The following is a 22,467-nucleotide window of genomic DNA, read 5'->3' as shown; positions in this document are numbered from 1 at the left end:
AAAAATGCTAAAAAGTTTTATATACTACGAAAATGTAGTATATTGTAGCCGTGAAAGTATCATGCAGGGAGATACTCGTTTCTGATATGGGGCAAGTGGGATCCTTATGCACAAACAATAAATCTTAATTCGATTGTGGCTATGAAACACATGTTCTTATTATTGATCGGTGTATTTGTATTATTGGGATGCAGTTCCAATAAGAAGCAAGAACCTATATCCAAGTCAGGAATACCTGTCATTAATCTTTCTGAGGATGTATCGACTGTACCTTCACTTCTTTTGAGTGAGGTGGCGGAGAAATTGGAAATCGTTCCTTTGGAAATGACAGATGAATCTGTATTGAGTGACATTACGGAAATGCAAGTAACTGATCATAATATATGGATAGATCATGGACGCGAATTCTACATTTATCGTTTTTCCCGTTCAGGAAAATTTCTTAATAAAATAGGTAGTATCGGACAGGGTCCGGGTGAATATACCAATTATTCAACTTTTCTTGTCGATGAAGATAAAAAAGAAGTGTATATTATAGCCAATACTAACGGCGTTTTAGCATACGATTTTGAAGGAAACTTTAAAAGAAAGATTGTTGACATTCAAATGATTTTGCAGTTGTTTGCATCTCCGTATGATCAATATATCTTGAATAATCAAAAATTCTTTGCTACTCAAAATTTCGGATTGTATAGGCCGATAGATAAAGATTCATTGTGGTCATTCGTTTCTTTGGGCGACGACTTTCAAAAAAAGAAATATTTTAAAAATCCGGCACATGTAGGTAAAGAAGAACAGATTATAGCCAACCGTGCCAATATGGATCGGATGGTTAATTATTGGATGGAGTATCTAACCAGTGTGGATACTTACAATGGTCAATTGACCCTCAAATATCCGGATACCGATACTATTTATTGTTATGATGATGCGACAAACCAACTTTTGCCTCAATATGCAATCTTTACAGATGAAGAAAAAGGGGATTATGAAGCGACTCATTTATGGTTTAAAGACAGAAAGGCTTTCGATTATTTTTCGATCAAGTCCTACTATCCGACTAAAGATTTCATTTATTTGGTGGGTAGTAAAGGCGAGGAGGTATATACCTATTGCTATAATAAAAAAGATGGAAGTGTTAGATTGCAGAAGCGACAAAGCGCAATAACCGAGCGTGATGTGCCCTGGTTCAGCTTTCCTTTGCGCCAAATGAAACGTGATTTTGTGTTAGATAATGATTTAGGTGGAGGTGATTTTACTGTTGACAGCCGTTCTTCCGGTAAATACTGGATAGATATATTAGAACCCGGTGGTGATGAAAACTGGATTGATATCGACCAAATAAAATCATCTACTGTAATAGATGAGTCCAAGAAAAAGGAGCTAATCCGAGTTCTGGAAAGTGTGACTGAGGATAGCAATCCGATTTTGATGATTGCAACTTTAAAATAGAAGAATTATTATTTTGAATCTAAAGTTTTTTTTCTTCGGTTTGGCCGTTTGAGTTGAAGGAATATATTCAAGAGAAGAAAGAAAAGGGAGGAATTGTGAGTGAGCGTTTGGTTATGCTTAGCGATTCACTGGATGAGGAGCAAAATCCGGTTCTTGTAATTGCTAATTTAAAGAATAGGTGGATATGGAATTTTTTATGCGCATGAAATTGATACTGGGTGTTATGGTATTGGGCTTCACGGCTTGTAGTAACAAAAAAACAGTGGATCCTAATCCTGTTGTTCGGGATAATATTATTCATTTGTCAACTGCGATAAAGAATGTTCGGGAGGAAATGATGCTTTCGGAGCTGGTGGATAGTGTCAGTTATATTCCTTTGGAAACGAATCCGAATTGTATGTTAGGTAATTATCAGCGTTTGACCTTTTCTCCCCAATACATATTTTACTCAAACTATTGTTTTGATTGGAATGGGCAGTTCTTGTTCCGTATTGGGAGCCAGGGGCAAGGGGCTTGTGAAGATATCTATGCGCATGTGGCTGATATAGTGTATTTGAATAATCATTTCTATGGGAATGCCTCTAAAATAATAGAATATGATGACCGGGGGAAGTGTACGGGGAAAGAGCTAAGCTGGTATGCCCAGAAAACAATGGACACTGCGCCGGTTGGGCGTATGGTCAATAAGGTCTGCTTTGCTCCGGCAGGAGAAAACCTGATGTTTTATAATTCTCCGGATACGGTTTATTTCATAAATACGGATTACGAGTTTGTAGCCAAACGCAGTATGATGCCGTGGGGCAGGAAAGGGGGCGTTCCGTCCATGAGTGGCGGAGATCCTCGTTTTAAGTACACGAGTTACTATAAAGATACGACCTTATTTTATAATTTTTATACGGATACAGTTTTTACTGTTGCCCCCACTTCCCTGATACCTCGTTGGGTGGTGGAGTTGGATGAAGAATTACGGTTTCCTACCCAGTATCTATATGAAGATGGATTGTTGTCTGAAGCTTTTAAATGTTGGGAATCGGGTAATTTGGAAAACGCAAAAATGATAAAACTGCTGGATCACAAATATATAGTATCCGGTGTTTTTGAAACAGAGCGTTTTGTTTTTTTATCTGTCTATGAATGCATGCCATTCAGGGAGCTGCGTAAACTGCCTGAGACTCCTCCATTAACGGCCATTTACAATAAACGTACGGGTGAGACGTTTGCCGTGAAGCAATTTGTAGATGATCTGGGTGGTATGAAGACCTTCTCTCCTTCTTGGGGAGCGTGTAATGAAAAGCTTTTAGCCACTGTATGGCCTTATAAGTTGAAAGAATTTATAGAAGAGGAGCAGTCTGCCGGACGGACTGTGGCTCCGCAAATACTGAACCTGATGCAGCGCGTGCGAGAAGATGATAATCCGGTTCTTATAATAGCTCATTTGAAAAAATAGCTTTGTCTGTCTATTGAAATATAGAATGTTGGATTGTTGTTTTAAATATAAATAAGTATGAATAAAGTTCGATTACTCTTGTATTTAGGTATATTGGTGCATCTGATCGGTTGCTCTTCTTCTCATTCAGAGAAAATAGACTTGTTAGCTCAGGTGCCATCTGATTGTCCGATTGTTCGGTTCTATATCACATTAATCATTTAAAGTTACCGATATTATGAAATCACTTTTATTTTTTTGTTTAAGTACATTTCTCTTTTACTCGTGTAGTAAGAAAGAAAATAGTCTTTATCCTGTAATAGACTTAGCCGATGCTATCGAAAATCCGGTGGAGAAATCTGTATATGATATTGCGGAAAGTGTAGAGGTTGTACAATTAGAGACGAATGATTCGTTACTGATTCCATACGTGAGCCAGTTAATAATGACCGATCAGTATTTTATCATAGGATATGGTAAGAAGTGCTCTCTTTTTTCTCATTCTGGAAAATTTGTTTGTGATATAGCTCAGAAAGGAAGTGGTCCGGAGGAATATACAATGTTGATGAATTTGCTTTATATAAACAATCGTGTTTTGATTACAGACTTAAATAATAAAGTTAATGTTTACTCCTTGAATGGGAAGTTTATTGAATCTTATCAGGCACTTCCAGACATGTTTTCTGCCATTTATCCAATGTCGGACAAGAACTTTATAGGCTTTAAAGCTCAGAGTGGAGGAGATGAAAAAGAACGTCTTGTGTTTTATCGACGGGATGAAAAGAGGGGGGCTATTCCATATCAACAAAACTATCAGGCAAAAAAAGTTTGTTTCTTCCCTCGTGAAGCCCAATTTTCATCTTTATATGATAAGTTGTACTTTAAGCAGTTGCTTAATGACACTATTTTCTCTGTGGATACGGTAAAGCATTCTCTTTCTCCCGAATATATAATCGACTGGGGAAAGCTGAGATCTAACGATAGATTGCGCTACTCTTTGGAAAATCCGGACGAAGAATTGTTTTTGCACATGCCATACGTTCCTTTGTTCAGTATGACTGCTAATGGATTAGTCTTAGGGGCTATTACAGTAGACATAGATCAGAAGAAGCAATATTACTTAACTGCATTCTATGATAAGGCAAATCATCAGGCGGATCTTTTCGAACTAAAATTATCAAAAAAAGAGATGGATTATTTTGGTGAACCTACAGGTGAGCTTCCTCCTTATCTGGAGGGTGATACTTTTTTCCCGGAGTATATTTCCCAAGATGGCAATTATTTGATTTCTGTCAGAACTCAACCTTTAAAAGAAGAATTGAATCCTGCGTTGATTGTAGTGAAGCTGAAATAATGAATATGGCCAGACACTGATAGATTTCTGATTTTTATATAAGTATTAGTAGCTGTGGAACTAATAGCCTGTTATTTGGGACAGGCTATTGCGCATTAATGTCTCTATTGGTGTTTGAGGGATATTTAGTTCGTGTAACAGGCTAAGAACCAGGTAAACTTCGCATAATACAAGCCGATTATTTGTATCCGGAAGCAACTCTGCTATCCAATTTATCAGGTGAAAGAGATATTCTTTTATTTTTAAGGCTGTGGGAGTGTTGAAGTTTTCTCTTGCACATAGACGTAAATAGAAATAGTAAGCTAAGCCCGAAACTCCCTTTCTTAATCCGAGGTCAGTCAAAGACTTTTGTTCAATGACTGAATATACAGCGGAGTCTATTTGATGTAGTATTTCATCACTATTATCTTGTTCAGTAATTTATCTGCCCCCTCTTCTAATTCTGTATCGTTCGTTTTTTGGCTTAATTGAAAAAGCTCAATCGTTCGTTCCATCCACCTTGATAAAAGTCGATCTTTGATTTTGTTCATAGAACTATTGTATTTGCAATATAGCTCTTTTAATACTTGCCAATTGTACTCTTGATGCCATGGCTTTATACTTCCGGTATAATGAATGATGATGATGCCGGATAACATTTCAGGGGTATGCAAAGTTTCACTGGTAGTGAAATTATAGATATTGGGAATCAGCTTTATTTTGCCTTTACATATACAGTTAATCGCATCTTGATCCTGATATCGATCCCGGTTTATATAGATTGATGTGTGTTGCAATAGCTTTTCCTGTATTTTATCTTTTCTAAGGTCTTTCAGATTCAACAGCAGTACGCCTGCATTGATGTATACATCCTTTTCCGTTAGTTCCAGTATCTTTCTATAATTGATTCGTCTTATAAAGATATCATCCACTCCTGCACAATAATAACCTTCCAAATCCAGTTCCCACAATGGCTCTATGCTGCCATTGATTACTAAATCTGCATCCAGGTATAGGGCTTTATCCAGATTGGGAAAAAGATCTGCGATGGCATAACGATAAAGAGTGTGTTCGGTGATGTATCCTCCTTTTTTCTTGAGTTGCTTGAATGATTCTGAATCTATTATTTCCCATTGGATAGTTACACAGGTAAATACATTTTTTATTTCCTGAAGGAACTCTTTGCTTTCTAACGAAATATAATCTGTCAGAATGTATATGCTTATATTCAAATATCTATTATTCTCAAGAATAGATACTATAGAGGTACAGCAATGGTCAATGTATTCTTCATTGATTGCAAAGAAGATTGGTATTGTGTTTTTCATGCTTGTGTGGTTAAAAAGGATTATTTGTCAGAGGCAAATATATCTGTTTTTTAGATATATTTCTGTTTATAAGGATTATTTCTATAGGTATATGACGTTCGGTATAAAAAAAGGCTACGTTCGGTACATCTTTTCTGATAATATTTGGATATGAAGTAAGGTGGGCATACCTTGCAAATCTAATAGAATAATATTGTAGCCGATTAATAAGAAGTTGAAAATCTATATTATGAAACACTTATATATAATTGATCAATGTAGTTCTGCATCCCTTTATGGTATAGGCACATATATTCAACAAATTATTAATATTTGGAGAATGGATGTTTGTAGTGCGTTGACAATTGTAAAGTTGGAATCTGGCACTAATGTAATAGAAGAAGGGTGGTCAGATGGAGTTCGATATTTATGGTTTCCTTCTGAAACAGAGGAAGAAGAGATGCGACATGAAAGTTACTGTTTGGATTTAGCAGAGTCGCTGAGATTTTGTATGAATGAAGAAGAAGATAATATATTTCTGGTAAATTATTTGAGTCATTCAGAACTCATTCTGAACCTAAAGAAGATTATTTCTAGTTGTCGTATTATAATTGTAATACATTACGTTGGATGGTACACCATGAAAAGGAGAAACGGAAGCTATTTGGAATGTCTTCTGGGTAAAGTATCCACTGACAGGGATGCTACAGAGAAAATTGTCTATAAAGAATTTGTTGCAAATAAGGACTTTTTTCTGAAAGCAGACAGAGTGGTCTGTTTATCGGAGCATACTTATAATTTGCTTCGAAATGTTTATGGGATTGTGGAACAAAAAATAAGATTATTATATAATGGTCTGGTGGACGAAGCACGGATTTTAGATATAGAACAGCGTAAAATTCAAAAAGGTAATTTGTCATTTAAAGTGGAAGATCAAATAATTCTTTACGTGGGACGACTAAATCAGATCAAAGGTGTGTACTATCTAATTAATGCATTTCGAAAGCTTTTAGATTGCTTGCCTAATGTTCATTTGTTAGTGGTAGGTGATGGGGATTATTCTGCTTATTTGTCTGAGTGTGAGGGTATTTGGAGCCATGTTACTTTTACTGGTCGAATCAGAAAGGAGAAATTATATCAGTTATATCAAATATCAGATATAGGTGTTCTTCCTTCTCTTCAAGAACAATGCAGTTATGTTGCTATAGAAATGATGATGCATGGAATACCTCTCATTGGCACAGCTTCTACAGGTTTAGAAGATATGATTCAGGAAGGGCTAAATGGATATGCTATATCTATAGAGGATGTGGATGCTTACCCGGAAGTATTTATTGAGAAATTGAAATCCAGTATGGTTCGAATTTTATCTTTATCAATTGACGAAAAGAATGCTATGCGGCAGCAAAGTAGAAATGTCTATTTGAAACACTATACTTTGAATGTCATGCAAGAGGGAATGAAAGAGCTAGAGTGGATTTGAAAGGCCACTCTGCTGAATTTATAGTATTAACTTATAAAAATTATTATTATGAAAAAAATTTCAGTATTGAAACTTGGTAATCTAGACAAAAAATGTCTGGAGGAGAAAGAAATGGATCGATTGGTTGGAGGTAATGAATGTGCATTTGGAACAGCTAATCAATGGGCTAATTATTATTCAGGCAAGTGTTCTTGTATTTGTGGTGGAAGTGGGGAAGATGCTTACTACAATGTTATTTCTGATGTCGCTAAATTTACCAAGTCAAATGGTACGGTTTTGCCAAATAAGTGATTTCTTATAGGTTGCTTACAGTTTGATAAGAATTTTTTGATATTGAAATTTATCTGGCTATTAGGTAAAATGGGTGTGAAGTGGGACTTTTTATATTTTCCACTTCATACTAATTTAATTGGCAATATTAGATGAAAAATACATTTTTGTTATTATCCATTTTCCTATTCTTGGCTTGTTCATCTGACAATACGAAGAAGGAGCAAACCAAGGTTATAGATCGTACTATTCGAATAGGCAATGCAATAGAGCATCCTGTTTCAATGAAGCTTTCAGCTTTTGTTGATAGTATTACTTATGTTCCTTTAGAAACAACAAAAAGTTATGTAAAAGATAAAATGCTTATTTCTTACATGAAGCCATATTGGGTTGTTTATCCAGGAAGTTTATTTGATAAAAAAGGACAGTTTGTAGCAAATATTGGTGCGCTGGGGCAAGGGCCAGGTGAGGAAAGTGGTTTTGGATATAGTATCTTCTATGATCGTGATCGCGACCTTTTCTATACCCAAGGAGATAAGATTATCCAGTTTGATGCAAAAGGAAAATTTACAGGGAAGGAAATTAGAATAGCATATCGTGATAAAAGTATAGAAGGTAAAGTCGCTTCTGGATTAAAAAATGTATATGCTATGGTAAAATCTGGGGAAAATTATTTGATAGTAAATTATCCTGATTCTGTATTTTGGATGGATGAAGAGTTGAATATTCAACATAGTGCTAGAATTATTCCGGATAGTCTCTTTCTTAATCCTCCGGGAATTGGTGGGGGAATGCCTTATACTTTTTCTGATTATCAGGATACGACACTTTTTTATAACTGTTTTACAGATGCTATTTATGCAGTATCGGATACGGGACTCCAAAAACGCTGGACTCTTGATTTTAAGGGTCTAAAAGCGGATAATCGGTGCTTTTTAAATGATTATAAGAAATTATATTTAAAAGAGTATACTAAAATAGTTTCCTCATCAAAAGGAAATGTAGAAACAATGAAAGAGAAAGCAAAAAATAGTGAACTAGCTCAGCTAATTGATAATAAAAAGTGGGTATATCAAGTCAGTGAGGGAAAGCGGTATTTATTTTTATGGTGGTTGAATCTGAAAGCTTTTTCTTCAGCTTGGAGAGGGTATAATGAGTCACATATGGCTCTTTATGACAAGCAAACAGGTGAGACTGTAGCAATAGCAGGAGACGGCCTGATAGATGATATTGATAATGGAATGACATTTTTTCCACAATATGGCATTTGTAATAATGCGATGGTTTCTTCGGTTTGGCCGTTTGAACTGAAAGAATATATTCAAAAAAAGGCGGAAAAGGGAGAGAGCGTGAGCAATCGTTTGATTGCACTTGCCGATTCATTGAATGATGAAGAAAATCCGATTCTTATAATAGCTCATTTAAAACAATAATTGAATATGGAATCAACGGTTTATTTTGAAAGTAATAATGGAAATGGATATTTATATGATATGCAGAATTCTTGTATAGTTAATTGTCATCCAGTATTTAAGGATTTCATGAAATTGTCAGCAGACAATCTTGAGAGTGATCTATATGCTGTTATTCAAACTAAATATCCTTCAATGACAATAGAAGAATTGAAACATTATTATCAAAAATATTTGCATTTGAGAGGGGGGGACTATTTGGATCTATTGACTCCAAAAAGCATTTGGCTGGGCGAATATCAGCTCAAGTAGTGGCACAACAATTAGCTAATATAGACAATGTGGTTTTTCAGGTTACACATCAATGTAATTTAAATTGTGTTTATTGTTGTTATGGGGATCTATATAATCATGCAGATATTGCACCCCGCCATGATTCCATGAATTTTGAGCAGGCTAAAGTTCTGATAGACTATTTAGTAGTTCTTTGGGATTCTGATTTGAATTTGTCACAAGGTGGGAATATTATGTTAGGCTTTTATGGTGGAGAACCTTTGATTAATTTCAGGTTGATAGAACAGATTGTGGAATATGTCCAAACACTTCATTTAAAAAATCATTCGACTTTTTTATTTAGTATGACTACTAATGGCATACTACTTGATCGTTATATGGATTTTCTAGTGAAGCATGAGGTTTCTCTATTAATTAGTTTAGATGGAAATAGCGTACATAATCAATTGCGAGTAGATAAAAAAGGAACCCCTTCATTCGATCGAGTTTATGCTAATATCAACTTATTGAAGGAGAGATATCCTGGCTATTTTAAACGTAAGGTTCATTTTAATTCTGTATTAAACTGTTACTCTAATGCGGAGTCGGTACATCAGTTTATTTATGGCGAATTTAATAAAGTTCCTGGGATAGAGACAATTACTTATACGGGAGTGAAAAAGGGCAAAATGGAGCATTTTCGTAAGATTTATCGTCCTTATGTTGAGTCTACTGATCTTTTAAGAGCTCGTGAAAGAAACTCTGCTCAAATAAGAAATGCTGGCTATTTTTTTTATTATCATATAGGTAATTCGTATAGGCATTATATAGAGTTGCTTTTAAAAGAGAGAAAGGGATACCCACGAATACCCACAGGTACTTGTTTGCCTTTTTGGAAAAAGCTTTTTGTGACTCCGAGTGGTGATTTGTTGGCTTGCGAAAGAATAGGGTTTCAGCATGTGTTGGGGAGGATAGAAGAGGCCGTGAAAGTCGATTGTGTAGAGATTGCAGATAAGTACAATCGCTATTATGAGGCGATAAGTAAGCAATGTGAGCATTGCTATCAAGCGGATTTTTGCCCTCACTGTCTATTTCAATTCGATTTTAAAGGTGGTCTTCCTGTCTGTGAAGTTGCTATGGATGAGAACGAATATAAAGAATATTTAAGCGATAAGATTTCTATGTTAGAGATCGCTCCAGATTTATATAATAGTGTTAATACAATGATTTTTGCGTGATGAAGAGATTTTGGCTTTTTTTAGAATCGTATGTTTTCGTATGGACAAACCATGAAGCCGTATTGCTATACGATTCTCTGTCTGGGAAAGGAGTGACATGGAAACTTACAGATCCTGTCCGTACGATTGTTATGGAATTGATGAAAAAAGAGAATTTGTATTGTATGGAACTAACAGAGGATGATTTGAATGTTCCTGAAGTAACGGAATTTGTGTCCGAAATTCGGCGAAATTTTATCGGTGACTTATATTCGCAGGAAGAGTTTAGGCAGAAACCATTAGTTATTGTGCCTGAAGTTAGTGTGAATGAGAATTTGGAAAATGATGTCGAAACAATGAATAATTTGGAGCTTTTTGGACAAAAGATTGTAAATAATCTACGTGTTGTAACGATGCGTCTGACCGGTGAATGTTCCATAAATTGTCGTTATTGTCAAACTGTTGATAAACAAATTGTATGGTGCCGTAAACAAGATAATCGGCTTTCCTACAATGAGATATGTCGTTTGTTAGAACAGCTTAAACACACTCCAGTCACTTTAATTAATTTTGTAGGTGGAAATGTACTGTCATATCCTTTCTTAGATGAGTTGTTGAATGAACTTAAAAAATATTCTTTTGGAAAGTGTTTTTATCTTTATTATAAACAATCTGTTGATTATGAGCAGATTAGAACTGAACTATTGAATGACCCATCTGTGTCTATAAAATTTTTGATTGATTATCCTGTAAATGAATATGCAATAAGTGCCTGTGTTGCTTTACCTAATGAACGTGTAGAATACTGTTTTGCAGTGACTTCTGAAGAAGAATTTCAAGAAGTGAGCCGAATTATTGATGTTTATAAATTGAAAGCTAATATTTATCCATTTTATACAATTGATAACTTGGATTTCTTTGAAAAATATGTTTTCCAGACCCTTGAGGATGTGATGGCTTTGTGTCGAACGAAAAAAGATATTTTTGCTCACCAGTTAGTGAATACGCACTTTTTTGGTACATTATACATTGATTGTGACGGAAAGGTATACCCAAATTTTAATTCAAAGTCAATAGGAACAATTGATGGTTATGTAAAGGACTGGGTATTTCAAGAGATGAAACAAGGGAAGATGTGGCATTGGACTCGTGATTCATTGCCTGCTTGTAAAGAATGTTTGTACAAATATCTTTGTCCTTCACCCTCTAATTACGAATTAGTAATTGGAAAACCTAATTTGTGTCATGTTAAACCGTGGAAATGCTAGCTTATCTTCATAATACTCGGTTGGATGTCGTGGCAGTACTTCCTGTTTGAGATAGGAAAAGAGGAATTGTATGAAGAGTCAGCCGGAGTTAGGAACTTAATAAGGGGTCAGATATGCAGGCTATTATATTGGCAGCAGGAATGGGTAGGCGTCTGGGAGAATTGACCCGGTACGACACTAAGTGTATGATTGAGGTGAACGGTATCCGGATCATAGATCGGTTACTGGCAAACCTGGCAGTCGCAAGACTATCGAGGATTGTGCTTGTGATTGGTTTTCAAGGTGACAAACTACGGGCGTATCTGGGAAATGAATATTGCGGAATTCCTATTTATTATCTGGAAAACCCTTACTATGCATATACTAATAATATTTATTCTCTGTTTCTGGCACGGCACCACTTAGCGTCTGATGATACTTTATTGTTAGAATCGGATATTGTTTTTGAGAAGAGAATACTTGAAAGAGTGCTTGAAGAACCGTATCCGGATGTTGCAGTAGTAGACCGTTATAAGAGTTGGATGGACGGGACTATGGTGACTGTGGATGAAAAGCAGTTTATTGTGGACTTTGTATCTAAACATACTTTTTCGTACGAAAAACTTCTACTTATTTTAAGACGGTGAATATCTATCGTTTTAGTAAGGAGTTTTCTGTAGGTAAGTACGTACCTTTTCTGGAAGCCTATTGCAAATGTTTTGATAATAGTGCATATTACGAACAAATACTGGCCGTTTTGTCTTTGTTGGATAAAGCCGGGTTGAAGGCTTTGCCGCTTGAGGGTGAAAAGTGGTATGAGATAGATGACATGCAGGATTTAGATATTGCCGAAACGCTATTTGGTAAGAAAGAAGGGCTTTTGCCCGGTTACCAGAAACGTTATGGAGGGTATTGGCGTTTCCCTTTCTTGCTTGATTTTGCTTATCTGGTGAATCCACATTTCCCGACAGAAAGGATGCTGGAAGAACTGAAGGCTAATTTTGATAAACTGCTCAGGCAATACCCTTCGGGGAGTTATGTAAACAGGCGATTGGTGGCGAAGCACTGGAACATTCCTGCGGAGGCTGTCGCGGTGGGGAATGGCGCGGCAGAGTTGATAAGAAAGCTGATGGAGTTGCTTCCCGGTAGAATGGGGGTGATTCTTCCTACATTTGAAGAATATCTGGTAGGTGATGACCGGATAGAGACTTTCTTGCCGTTGAGGCCAGGTTATCGCTATACCGTAAGCGACCTGAAAACATTTTTTGAGGATAAGGGAGTGACTTCATTACTATTGCTGAATCCGGATAACCCCTCCGGAAATAGTATTCCTTACGAGGATTTGATTTCATTAGCGGGATGGACTCAGGAGCGTTCGATACGGCTGATTGTGGATGAGTCTTTTATTGACTTCTCGGAGGGCGGAGAGGAAACTTCTCTGATTGATGACAAGATATTGAAGGAGTATAATCATCTGGTGGTGATAAAGAGCCTGTCTAAGTCACATGGAATTCCCGGATTACGATTGGGAATTGCTGTTTCTGGTGACCATAAATTAATGGATGAATTACAGCAGAAACTTCCGGTCTGGAATATAAACTCTTTGGCCGAGTACTATTTACAGATTCTGGACAAATACACAATCGACTACCGGCAGGCATGTGCCCGCTTTAGAGAGGAAAGAGCGCTCTTTTTTGAAGAACTTCAGGAGGTAGGCTATTTAGCGGTATTTCCTTCACAAGCAAACTTCTTTTTATGTGAAGTGACCCATAAGTACAGCGCCCGAGAGCTTGCGGAAGTTTTGCTGAGAGAGCATGATATTCTGGTAAAAGACTGTAGCTTGAAGAGGGGAATGTATGGAAAGCAGTATATTCGTATTGCTATCAGGAGTAAAGAGGAAAACCGGTATTTGGCCGGAATATTAAAATATAAATTATGAATATAGATATAAAGGAGGCACATCGGAGGATGCTTTATTTATTGCAGTCTTTCGATACTGTCTGCAAGAAGCACGATATTGATTATTGGCTCGATTATGGTACACTGCTGGGAGCTATCCGGCATCAGGGGTTTATTCCTTGGGATACAGATACGGATGTGGGGATGTTAAGGAGTGATTATGCACTCTTTTTGGAGAAAGGTGTGTCGGAATTGCCTCAGGATATTTTCTTTCAGACTCCGGAAACAGAACCGGCCATGGCTCCATGGAGCTGGTTGGTTGAGGCGCGGTTGAGAGATCGGCACAGCCGGTATGTTCCGGATAAAAAGACTCCGGCCGAGCCGATGCAGTTCGGTGGATTACAGTTGGATCTTTTCATTTATGATTGGGATGGTAAGTATGAGAATGCTTTGTCGAACAGTTTTGAGCGGAATTTGAGTGAGAGCCGTATTCATTTGCGGCTGGATGAGGTGGAATATCTGGATACTGCACGATTTGAAGGAGTGGAGTTTCCGGTTCCGTCAGGATACGATGCTTATCTGACCCGTTGTTATGGAGATTATAGAACGTTTCCCCCGGAAGAGGAAAGGCAAATTCCGGAAGTGGTTGCCTGGTCGGTGTAATAAAATGATTGATTACGTCAATAAAGAAAATATGGAAAGCGTAAGAGGGATAGAAAATCCGGGGATGATGGGAGAAATGGGGAAAATCATCGGATTCTATCGTCTTTATCGGCAGACGGCTGAAGAAGAGTGGGAAGAGAAAGCAGAAGTGTTGCTGGATGAGGTGATGGAGAATTGTTCTTTGGAACTTCCGGTGACTTATGGTGACGGTTTGTGCGGAGTAGGTGTCGGAATTGAGTATCTGTTGCAGGAGGGCTTTGTGGAAGGGGATGCCGACGAGATTCTATGGCAGATCGATTGCAGGGTATTTAATACGATTAATAGTAGGGCGATCGGAACTTTAGGCATCGGGAAAGGTATTTGTGGTCTCGCTTATTATCTGTATTACCGGTTGTCCCGGAGGAAAGGTGAGGAAGACATCAAGGTGCTACGAATGAAAGAGCATTTAATTTACCTGATTGACTGGATAGCAGACTCGCTGCCCGGAGTCAGGGAAAGTTCACTTTTCGAAGAGGTGTTTTTTATTCTTTGCCTGTTGCATCGGTTGGATGTATTCAATGCAAAAGTCGAGAAACTGATGGAGTACTGTGAGAAGGGCATGATTACATCTGGAAGGGAGGCGGTATGGATCTGACAAGAGAGGTTAGCATTGTCATCCCCTTGCGGGTAGATAATCCGGAGAGGGCGGAGAATCTTCGGTTTATCCTTTCTTTGCTGCTACAGCAGACAGAGGTGTCTGTGGATATTCTTGAGGCGGATACGGAGCAACGTTTTTATTTGTCTGAGACGTGTGAGAGGTTACGCTATCGGTTTGTGAAAGATGATGATCCGGTATTCTACCGGACACGTTATTTAAATATATTGTTGAGATCGGCTAAGTTCCCGATTGCAGGTATCTGGGATACGGATGTGATTATTCCGCCGGTTCAGTTGAGAGAAGCGGTCGGTAGGATTTGTTCGGGCTGTGTGATGTGTTTCCCGTATGACGGGCGTTTTATCTTTCTGAATGAAGCTATGAGTGACAGAATCCGCAAGGACGTATCAGTGTTGGAAAAGGTGGATGCTACTTCAATAGGGATGAGACCTTCGGTGGGAGGAGCTTTTCTTGTGAACAGGGTTGCCTATCTGCGGGCAGGCGGAGAGAATGAAGCGTTTTATGGTTGGGGTCCCGAAGATGCCGAAAGAGTGAAGCGTCTGGAGATATTAGAGTTGCCCATTGCACGTGTAAAAGGACCGTTATATCATCTTCATCATCCGAGGGGCATCAATTCGGGTTTTGATATGGGTGAACGGGATAAACGTAATTTAGAAGCATTGCTGGCTACTTGCAGAAGGAGTAAGGCGGAGATGCTAAGGTGGCTTGAACAACCAACCTTTCCGGACTGATCACACTAAATTTATATGGTATTTGATTGTCGGGTTTATAAATAGGGATAAAAATGATTGATTTTAAGTGATTTTTCAAATTGAAAATGTATCTTTGTATACATATCCCTGAAAAATAAATATTGAGAGACAGTCATTATGAAAAACACAATATTATTGTTAAACGGTTTATGGCTGCTCGGGCTGGTGGCCTGCCAGCCAAAATCTTCTTCTTTATCCGAATGCCCGATTGTCAATGTACGCTCTGCTTTGCAGAAAGAGACACCTATCTCCATGAAAGAAGATGTGGTGAGCATACAATATATTCCTTTGGAAACAACAGACTCATGCCTGATTAGCAATCTGCTGAATCTGCAGGTGACGACGGATTACATGTTTATGTATAACGGAAAGACTGAAGAAGTGTTGCAATTTGATCGAAAGGGTAAGTTCATACGTCGGGTCGGCCGCCAGGGAAATGGGCCGGGAGAGTATAGTATGATAAGTGAACTTGCGGTTGATGATAGCAATAAAGAATTATCTATATTCCAGTATGGAGGGGATGCATTGGTGTATTCGTATGACGGAAGTTTTCTACGGAATGATACAACGGTGAAGCAGGCCGGTGGAATGTATGTCTTTGCGGATGGGAAGAGAGCATTGAAAGGATTGGTCATGAAGCCTTTTGAACAAGCACCATGGGCAGGCGCATTGCAACAGGCTGATGGTTTGCTGTTAAAGTCTAAGTCTCTTTTTCCACAAGGACTCTCTCAGGATGTTTGTTTCATGAAAGAAATCTGCTTTTCTCCTTCTACAGAAGAGGTACTGCTGTTTACTGCATGCAATGATACGGTGGCCGGGATTTATGCTAATGGAATAGAGCCGGCTTATGTTCTGAAACGGGAAAACCCGACTGAATATTATATGGATATTGCTAATATTAATAAATTCAGGGATAATACAGTTGAAACGGATCAGATTATTGGAGTCTATGATCTGTTCGAATCTCCTCACTATCTTTACTTGCGTCTGTACAAAGGAGATGCTATTTTTATACAAAGATTCGATAAGAAGACCGGTGAACTGAAATCGCAGCGTATTCCGGATGATTATTTGGAATGTAGTGCTGCCATTCCAGGCGGCAATGTAATTGGCATGGATAATGATATAGATGGAGGGATACCTTTCTGGCCGGAGTATGTAATGGCGGATGGGGGACGCGCACAAGTGGTGAATGCTGATATTCTTTTGGCTTTACGTGAAAAAGGATATCTAAAGCAGGCTCCTGATGTATTGAATATCGGGGATGAAGCCAATCCGGTAGTGATTCTTTATAAATTTAAAAGATAGGAGGTATTATGAAATCATTTACATTTTGCATTTTATTAGCCCATGTGTTGGCTTTTCCACTATTTGCTCAGAAGAATGCAGCTGCCGTCACGCTGAATTTGGCAAAGGCTGTTACACAAAGTCCTAAGACGGTATTAATGAGTGAACTGGCATCTGATGTACGTTATTTCCCTTTAGAAACTACTGATAATTGTCTGCTGGGGAATGAATGTAGTATTATTTATGCCGGAAACTCGATTATTGCGGGTGACGCACAGACCAGAAGTTTTTATCGGTTCGATAAAAATGGTAAGTTTATGAATAAGATAGGCCGGCAAGGACAGGGGCCTGAAGAATATGCGGTAGGATTATTGTTTTTTACTGACCCTGATAACCAAAAACTGTATGTTCAGGATTTCCAGGATATAATCTGTTATGGCTTCAATGGTAAATTTCTCCGTCGTATACCGGCTCCTCACCTGAATATGGGTACCGGAGCTGTAGACGGTCAGGGATCTATTCTCTATTGTGATAATAATTATTTTATGAGAAAGGATAATCCCCAACAATTGTTCCTTATCGATGAAAATGGGAAGAAACTAAAGATCTGGAAAGGATATATGGAACCTGGAAAGAAATATGGTGTTAACCTATCTACCCGCGATGTAATGTATTGTTATGGGGGCGATATTTACTTTAAACCTGCGTTGGAGAATCTGATTTATAAAATTGATGCCAACAGAAAAAAGACATTGGCATGGAAATTTGATTGTTCGGGGAAGGATGTGGATGTATCTGCCAATGAAATAGATCCCGGAAAACGTTTTCAATCAATTGCAGTACAACAGGTTTTTGAGTCAGACCGTTATTTCTTTGTGCTTTATGTCCTGAAGAATGAAAGCTTTGTGGGATTGTATGATAAACAGAAGAAGAGTTTTTCAAATGTGATTATAAAAGATGATTTGGCGGCAGGATTTGATTTTACTCCTCCCGGAACAGGGTTGGGAAATCAGTTGGCAAATGCCCGGATGGTAGGTTATCTGAGTAAAGGTAAACGCTATTCGAAAGCTTTACTGCCGGAAAGAAAAAAAGAACTGGATGAATTGATAAACCGATTGGATGAAGAGGATAATCCGGTAATGGTTGTTGTAACATTAAAATAAAATCTATATAAATTCTTTTTAAACGTATGAAAATTACAAGTTATGTTTCTTTTTTATATTGCTTATGTCTGATGCTGGCGAGTCCGACAGTACAGGCGAGCGAAGTGCGAACCGCTATTTTTGAGGGGAAACCGTGTATTAATCCCCCTCATGTGGTGGGAAACTATCCTGCTACCCCTTTTTTGTTTTATATTCCCACCTCCGGAGAACGACCGATAAAGTGGCATGCTGAAAATCTTCCCAAGGGATTGAAGCTGGATAAAGAAACGGGGATAATCAAGGGAAAAGTAGTAGAAAAGGGAACGTACAAAGTAATGCTGAAAGCTGAGAATGCCCTTGGAACCGATACACAGGAACTACTGATTAATATAGGAGATGAGTTGTTGCTGACTCCTCCGATGGGGTGGAACAGTTGGAATACATTCGGACGTCACCTGACAGAGGAGCTACTGTTGCAAACTGCAGATGCAATGGTAGAAAACGGAATGCGTGATTTGGGGTATGCTTTTATTAATATCGATGACTTTTGGCAGTTGCCTGAAAGGGGAGCCGACGGTCATATCCAAATTGATAAAACAAAGTTCCCGAGAGGCATCAAATATGTGGCCGATTACTTGCATGAGCGAGGATTCAAACTTGGAATTTATTCGGATGCCGCTGATAAAACTTGTGGTGGGGTTTGTGGCAGTTATGGATATGAAGAAATTGATGCACGGGATTTCGCATCCTGGGGTGTTGATCTTTTGAAGTATGACTATTGCAATGCACCTGCCGGAAGAGTAGAAGCGATGGAAAGATATGAGAAGATGGGGAGGGCATTGAGAGCGACCGACCGTTCTATCGTCTTTTCAATTTGTGAGTGGGGACAGCGTGAACCTTGGAAATGGGCGAAGAAAGTCGGCGGACATTTATGGCGAGTATCCGGTGATATTGGCGACTTGTGGAATCGTTCGACAGACGAAAAGGGAGGTTTACGTGGCATTTTGAACATTCTTGAAATAAATGCACCGCTTAGTGAATATGCAAGACCCGGCGGATGGAATGATCCGGATATGCTTGTTGTGGGGATTGGCGGAAAAAGTAAGAGTATCGGTTATGAATCGGAAGGTTGTACGAATGAACAATATCAGTCCCACTTTGCTCTCTGGTGCATGATGGCTTCTCCATTACTCTGTGGCAATGATGTACGGCAGATGAATGATAGTACGTTACAAATACTTTTGAATAAGGATCTGATTGCTATCGATCAGGATCCGCTGGGCATTCAGGCAGAGCGTGCCATTCGTGCCGATCATTATGATGTCTGGGTGAAGCCGTTGAGTGACGGAAGCAAAGCAATAGCTTGTCTGAACCGGATATCCGGACCCGTAGACGTGGAGTTGAATGTAAAGACGGTAGAAGGATTGTCATTGGATCGGGTATATGATGTTATAGAAGGCAGCCTTGTGGCTGAGGCTTCTACCGGATGGGTCGTAAAGCTTGCTCCCGGTGAGTGTAAAGTGTTTATATGTAAATAAGATTGATTGTAAAATAGGGCTATCCGGTAAAATTGGCGGTACCGGATAGCCCTTTCTTCATAGTCAGGTTTATATTGGGTTGGTTATTTTAATCGTATGGTTGGGCCTATCTTATAAGTATTTTCCCATTGCTGGGTAGCAGCATTGTAACTTCTGTCGGTACCCAGATTCAGGTCGAGACCATATTCTTTCCTTTCCAGGAGGTTTATCCGGAATGAAGCGCCGTAATGGGATTGTGGAGATAACGGGAAACCTTGTACACCGGAGTTGGGATTACAGTCCAGCCGGTATTGTCCGTAAATATAAGCGGTCAGCCAATTATTCAGACGATAGGTAAGGTCTGCGTTAAGGGTAAAATCATTAAACATCCGTCCGTTAGAGCGGTATTGATAGGCATTGCCACCTATCCGGATAGCCAGTTGTCTGTTAAGACGATATACCAATCTGCCACCTGCCATATTCTGTGTACCTACTCCCCGGAGTGAATAACTGGAACCGTATAATTCGTATCCGAAATAGCGGGAATTGAACAATCGGTACTGTTGCTGATTAAAATAACCGGTGAAGACGGGATCCAGATAGGAGAATTTTTTTCTCAGTTCGTATTGTTTGACTAACGGCATACTGTTATTGAAAGCAGGGTTGGTTTCTGACAAAGTATTGTTTATTTCGGGTAGTTTGAAGATTTGAGGGGTTTTCATTTCTTTGTGCAGTGTAAAGGCAGGTATGGGCGTTTCGTTGAATGTTTGCGCATAAGCAAATCCGTTGCCGCAAATGATAAATAGCATTGTCAATCTGAATTTTTGCATAGTTAAGTCTTTTATGTCTTTTAGACGCAGAGATATGCCGAATGCTGCAATGTTTTTTCAAAAGAATCATTTATCTTTGCCGAAATACGTTAAAAGTCGAATATGGAACTGGAACTTCAACAACTTACTACTGAGGTGCGCCGGATAGCAACCGAAGCGGGGAATTTTCTGAGAGAAGAACGGCAGAACTTTAGCCGGGAGAGTGTAGTAGAGAAGCATGCGCATGATTATGTATCATATGTCGATAAGGAATCTGAGAGGCTGTTAGTGGGGCAACTGTCTGCTCTGTTGCCCGAGGCCGGGTTTATTGCCGAGGAAGGTTCTGGTGTTTATAAAGATGAGGCATATTGCTGGGTAATTGATCCGCTGGACGGAACAACTAATTATATTCATGACAATGCTCCATATTGTGTCAGTATTGCCCTCCGGAGTCGTACGGAGCTACTTTTAGGTGTAGTATACGAAGTTTGCAGGGATGAGTGTTTTTATGCCTGGAAAGGTGGGAAGGCTTGGATGAACGGAGAAGAGCTGCATGTCTCGAAAGTGGGGAACATTGAAGAGGCGTTTGTAATAACCGAACTTCCCTATAATCATCAACAGTATAAACGGACGGCAGAATATCTGCTGAAGCAATTGTATGGAGTGGTAGGGGGAATTCGGATGAATGGTTCGGCTGCGTCGGCTCTTTGCTATGTGGCTGCCGGACGTTTTGATGCTTGGGCAGAAGCATTTATCGGGAAATGGGATTATTCGGCTGCGGCGTTGATTGTATTGGAAGCGGGTGGAAAAGTAACTGACTTTTATGGAAATGGACATTTCATAGAAGGGCATCATATAATCGCTACTAACGGCCCTTTGCATCCTGTCTTTCAGCAGTTGCTGAAAGAAGTTCCTCCGTTGGATATGTAGTTTCGGTCATTGATCAAATAGAAAACACATCATGAATACTTGGTTCGACTCTTTTTGGTCTCTTTTGTTCCCACGTTGTTGCGTGGTTTGTGGAGCTCCGCTGTCGAAAGAAGAGGAGTGCTTGTGTATTCGTTGTAATATGAACTTGCCCCGTACCGGATTTCATCTGCGAAAGGATAATCCGGTTGAGTGTCTTTTCTGGGGACGTATTCCGGTTCTTGAAAGAGCTTCTTCCTTTCTCTTTTATCGTAAAGGTAGTGATTTCAGACGTATCTTGCATCTGCTGAAATATAGTGGATACAAAGAACTGGGCGAAGTGATGGGACGCTATATGGCGGCAGAATTAGTTTCTTGTGGCTTCTTTGATCATGTGGATGTGATTGTTCCTGTACCTTTGCATAAGGAAAAACAGAAGTTAAGAGGATACAATCAGAGTGAATGGATTGCACGTGGTATAGCTTCTGTGACGGGGATTCCGCTGAATGCGAAGAGCGTGATACGGGAAAAGAATACAGAGACTCAAACCCGCAAATCGACTTTTGAACGTTCGGAAAATGTGGAAGGTATTTTCAATTTGTGTGATGTAGTCTGTTTCCAAGGGAAACATGTACTGATTATTGATGATGTGCTGACTACCGGATCTACAACTGTGGCCTGTGCATCTACGCTTTTTGAAGTTGAAGGAGTACGGATCAGTGTGTTGACATTGGCCGTGGCCGAATAGATGAAGTGATAAATATGAGGGTGCATTGAAGCACCCTCGTATCTATTTAAAAAGTTTCAATTATCAAATCGGATGCCAGCATTTCCTTGATTGCCTTTCCAAAAGCCTGGAAATGGGGGGATGCCGCATGTATATCCATGGCATGCTGGTCTTTGTACTCTTCGTAGAAAATGAAAGCTACGGGTTGTGACGGGTTTTGATATAAGTTATAACTAATATTACCCTCTTCTGCCCTTGTACCTTTGATTAAAGCATCAGCCGCCTGTAGAAATGCTTGTTCTTTGCCGGGTAGCACTTCCACACGTGCTACGATTGTTTTCTTCTCCATAATGATAATCTATAATTAAGATGATTCTCGTTCCGCAAATTTACGTATAAATGGTGATACTCTCCTTTTCATTTTGAATAAATTTGTAGGAATCACTTGTCTCTTACTCACAATGTAAAAACAAAAAAGGTCCGCCGTAATGACGAACCTTTGTTTGCTCTTCCTCTTGGACTTGAACCAAGGACCCTCTGATTAACAGTCAGATGCTCTAACCGACTGAGCTAAGGAAGAATTTAGCAACTGAGAATTTGAACTTAGCTCTTCCTCTTGGACTTGAACCAAGGACCCTCTGATTAACAGTCAGATGCTCTAACCGACTGAGCTAAGGAAGAATGATTTGT

At 39.0% G+C, this 22,467-nt stretch carries 19 protein-coding genes, 2 tRNA genes and 2 pseudogenes; 18 read left to right on the top strand and 5 right to left on the bottom strand.

Annotated elements, in window-relative coordinates:
- Positions 1–141: 141 nt before the first annotated feature.
- The 3 genes from KO473_RS19485 to KO473_RS19475 all read left to right on the top strand — a co-directional run bounded on the left by KO473_RS19485 (position 142) and on the right by KO473_RS19475 (position 4,232).
- Positions 142–1,452, top strand: a complete 1,311-nt coding sequence (locus KO473_RS19485) for a 6-bladed beta-propeller (protein ID WP_005822358.1) — start codon at positions 142–144, stop codon at positions 1,450–1,452.
- A 184-nt stretch (positions 1,453–1,636) separates the two neighbouring features.
- Entirely contained in the window at positions 1,637–2,899 is a 1,263-nt protein-coding gene (locus KO473_RS19480; RefSeq protein ID WP_005822357.1) for a 6-bladed beta-propeller, read from the top strand.
- Positions 2,900–3,116: 217 nt separating this feature from the next.
- Positions 3,117–4,232 (top strand): 6-bladed beta-propeller, encoded by a 1,116-nt coding sequence (locus tag KO473_RS19475; protein ID WP_005822355.1) that lies wholly within the window; start codon positions 3,117–3,119, stop codon positions 4,230–4,232.
- A gap of 60 nt (positions 4,233–4,292) precedes the next feature.
- Here KO473_RS19475 and KO473_RS19470 read toward each other — a convergent pair.
- Positions 4,293–5,539, bottom strand: a pseudogene (locus KO473_RS19470) (glycosyltransferase family 8 protein).
- Between the two features lie 229 nt (positions 5,540–5,768).
- Between KO473_RS19470 and KO473_RS19465 the strand changes: the two are divergent.
- From KO473_RS19465 to KO473_RS19410, 13 genes and pseudogenes are all read left to right on the top strand, one after another.
- Positions 5,769–7,001, top strand: a complete 1,233-nt coding sequence (locus tag KO473_RS19465; RefSeq protein ID WP_025814616.1) for a TIGR04157 family glycosyltransferase — start codon at positions 5,769–5,771, stop codon at positions 6,999–7,001.
- 48 nt (positions 7,002–7,049) lie between these two features.
- Complete coding sequence (locus KO473_RS19460; protein ID WP_005811687.1) at positions 7,050–7,292, top strand: TIGR04149 family rSAM-modified RiPP; 243 nt, start codon at positions 7,050–7,052, stop codon at positions 7,290–7,292.
- 131 nt (positions 7,293–7,423) lie between these two features.
- Entirely contained in the window at positions 7,424–8,704 is a 1,281-nt protein-coding gene (locus KO473_RS19455; protein WP_005822350.1) for a 6-bladed beta-propeller, read from the top strand.
- 6 nt (positions 8,705–8,710) lie between these two features.
- Positions 8,711–8,995, top strand: coding sequence for a hypothetical protein (locus KO473_RS23570; protein ID WP_005822349.1), 285 nt, complete (start codon positions 8,711–8,713; stop codon positions 8,993–8,995).
- Positions 8,995–10,194 (top strand): radical SAM peptide maturase, encoded by a 1,200-nt coding sequence (locus KO473_RS19450; protein WP_005822348.1) that lies wholly within the window; start codon positions 8,995–8,997, stop codon positions 10,192–10,194. The genes KO473_RS23570 and KO473_RS19450 overlap by 1 nt, the downstream gene beginning before the upstream one ends.
- The gene (locus KO473_RS19445; RefSeq protein WP_022011240.1) at positions 10,194–11,441 is read left to right on the top strand and encodes a TIGR04150 pseudo-rSAM protein; all 1,248 of its coding nucleotides are present in this window, start codon (positions 10,194–10,196) and stop codon (positions 11,439–11,441) included. The genes KO473_RS19450 and KO473_RS19445 overlap by 1 nt, the downstream gene beginning before the upstream one ends.
- Before the next feature lie 113 nt (positions 11,442–11,554).
- Positions 11,555–13,359 (top strand): annotated as a pseudogene (locus KO473_RS19440) (aminotransferase class I/II-fold pyridoxal phosphate-dependent enzyme).
- Positions 13,356–13,982 carry a phosphorylcholine transferase LicD gene (locus KO473_RS19435; RefSeq protein ID WP_005822344.1) on the top strand — a complete coding sequence of 209 codons (627 nt, stop codon included), beginning with the start codon at positions 13,356–13,358 and terminating at the stop codon, positions 13,980–13,982. The pseudogene KO473_RS19440 and the gene KO473_RS19435 overlap by 4 nt, the downstream one beginning before the upstream one ends.
- A gap of 31 nt (positions 13,983–14,013) precedes the next feature.
- Positions 14,014–14,616 (top strand): hypothetical protein, encoded by a 603-nt coding sequence (locus KO473_RS19430; protein WP_005822342.1) that lies wholly within the window; start codon positions 14,014–14,016, stop codon positions 14,614–14,616.
- Positions 14,607–15,368, top strand: coding sequence for a galactosyltransferase-related protein (locus KO473_RS19425; RefSeq protein WP_005822339.1), 762 nt, complete (start codon positions 14,607–14,609; stop codon positions 15,366–15,368). Before KO473_RS19430 ends, KO473_RS19425 begins: the two co-directional genes overlap by 10 nt.
- Positions 15,369–15,506: 138 nt before the next feature.
- Entirely contained in the window at positions 15,507–16,697 is a 1,191-nt protein-coding gene (locus KO473_RS19420; RefSeq protein WP_005822336.1) for a 6-bladed beta-propeller, read from the top strand.
- A gap of 8 nt (positions 16,698–16,705) precedes the next feature.
- Entirely contained in the window at positions 16,706–17,839 is a 1,134-nt protein-coding gene (locus tag KO473_RS19415) for a 6-bladed beta-propeller (RefSeq protein ID WP_005797455.1), read from the top strand.
- 26 nt (positions 17,840–17,865) lie between these two features.
- Complete coding sequence (locus KO473_RS19410; protein ID WP_005822334.1) at positions 17,866–19,356, top strand: putative Ig domain-containing protein; 1,491 nt, start codon at positions 17,866–17,868, stop codon at positions 19,354–19,356.
- An 83-nt stretch (positions 19,357–19,439) separates the two neighbouring features.
- Here KO473_RS19410 and KO473_RS19405 read toward each other — a convergent pair whose 3' ends face one another.
- Positions 19,440–20,144, bottom strand: a complete 705-nt coding sequence (locus KO473_RS19405; RefSeq protein ID WP_005822332.1) for a hypothetical protein — start codon at positions 20,142–20,144, stop codon at positions 19,440–19,442.
- Between the two features lie 123 nt (positions 20,145–20,267).
- Here KO473_RS19405 and KO473_RS19400 point away from each other — a divergent pair, with 123 nt between their 5' ends.
- Together KO473_RS19400 and KO473_RS19395 are read left to right on the top strand one after the other, a co-directional pair.
- Positions 20,268–21,074 (top strand): inositol monophosphatase family protein, encoded by an 807-nt coding sequence (locus tag KO473_RS19400; RefSeq protein ID WP_005822330.1) that lies wholly within the window; start codon positions 20,268–20,270, stop codon positions 21,072–21,074.
- A 31-nt stretch (positions 21,075–21,105) separates the two neighbouring features.
- The gene (locus tag KO473_RS19395) at positions 21,106–21,798 is read left to right on the top strand and encodes a ComF family protein (protein WP_005822328.1); all 693 of its coding nucleotides are present in this window, start codon (positions 21,106–21,108) and stop codon (positions 21,796–21,798) included.
- Positions 21,799–21,844: 46 nt separating this feature from the next.
- Here KO473_RS19395 and KO473_RS19390 read toward each other — a convergent pair whose 3' ends face one another.
- From KO473_RS19390 to KO473_RS19380, 3 genes are all read right to left on the bottom strand, one after another.
- Positions 21,845–22,126 carry a putative quinol monooxygenase gene (locus KO473_RS19390; protein ID WP_005822326.1) on the bottom strand — a complete coding sequence of 94 codons (282 nt, stop codon included), beginning with the start codon at positions 22,124–22,126 and terminating at the stop codon, positions 21,845–21,847.
- Between the two features lie 157 nt (positions 22,127–22,283).
- Positions 22,284–22,357: transfer RNA gene (locus KO473_RS19385), tRNA-Asn, on the bottom strand.
- Positions 22,358–22,384: 27 nt separating this feature from the next.
- Positions 22,385–22,458 (bottom strand) — tRNA-Asn (locus KO473_RS19380).
- Between the last annotated feature and the right edge of the window lie 9 nt (positions 22,459–22,467).

The sequence above is a fragment of the Bacteroides sp. HF-4919 genome, from assembly GCF_018860125.1.
This window is presented reverse-complemented; position numbering and strand designations above follow the sequence as displayed.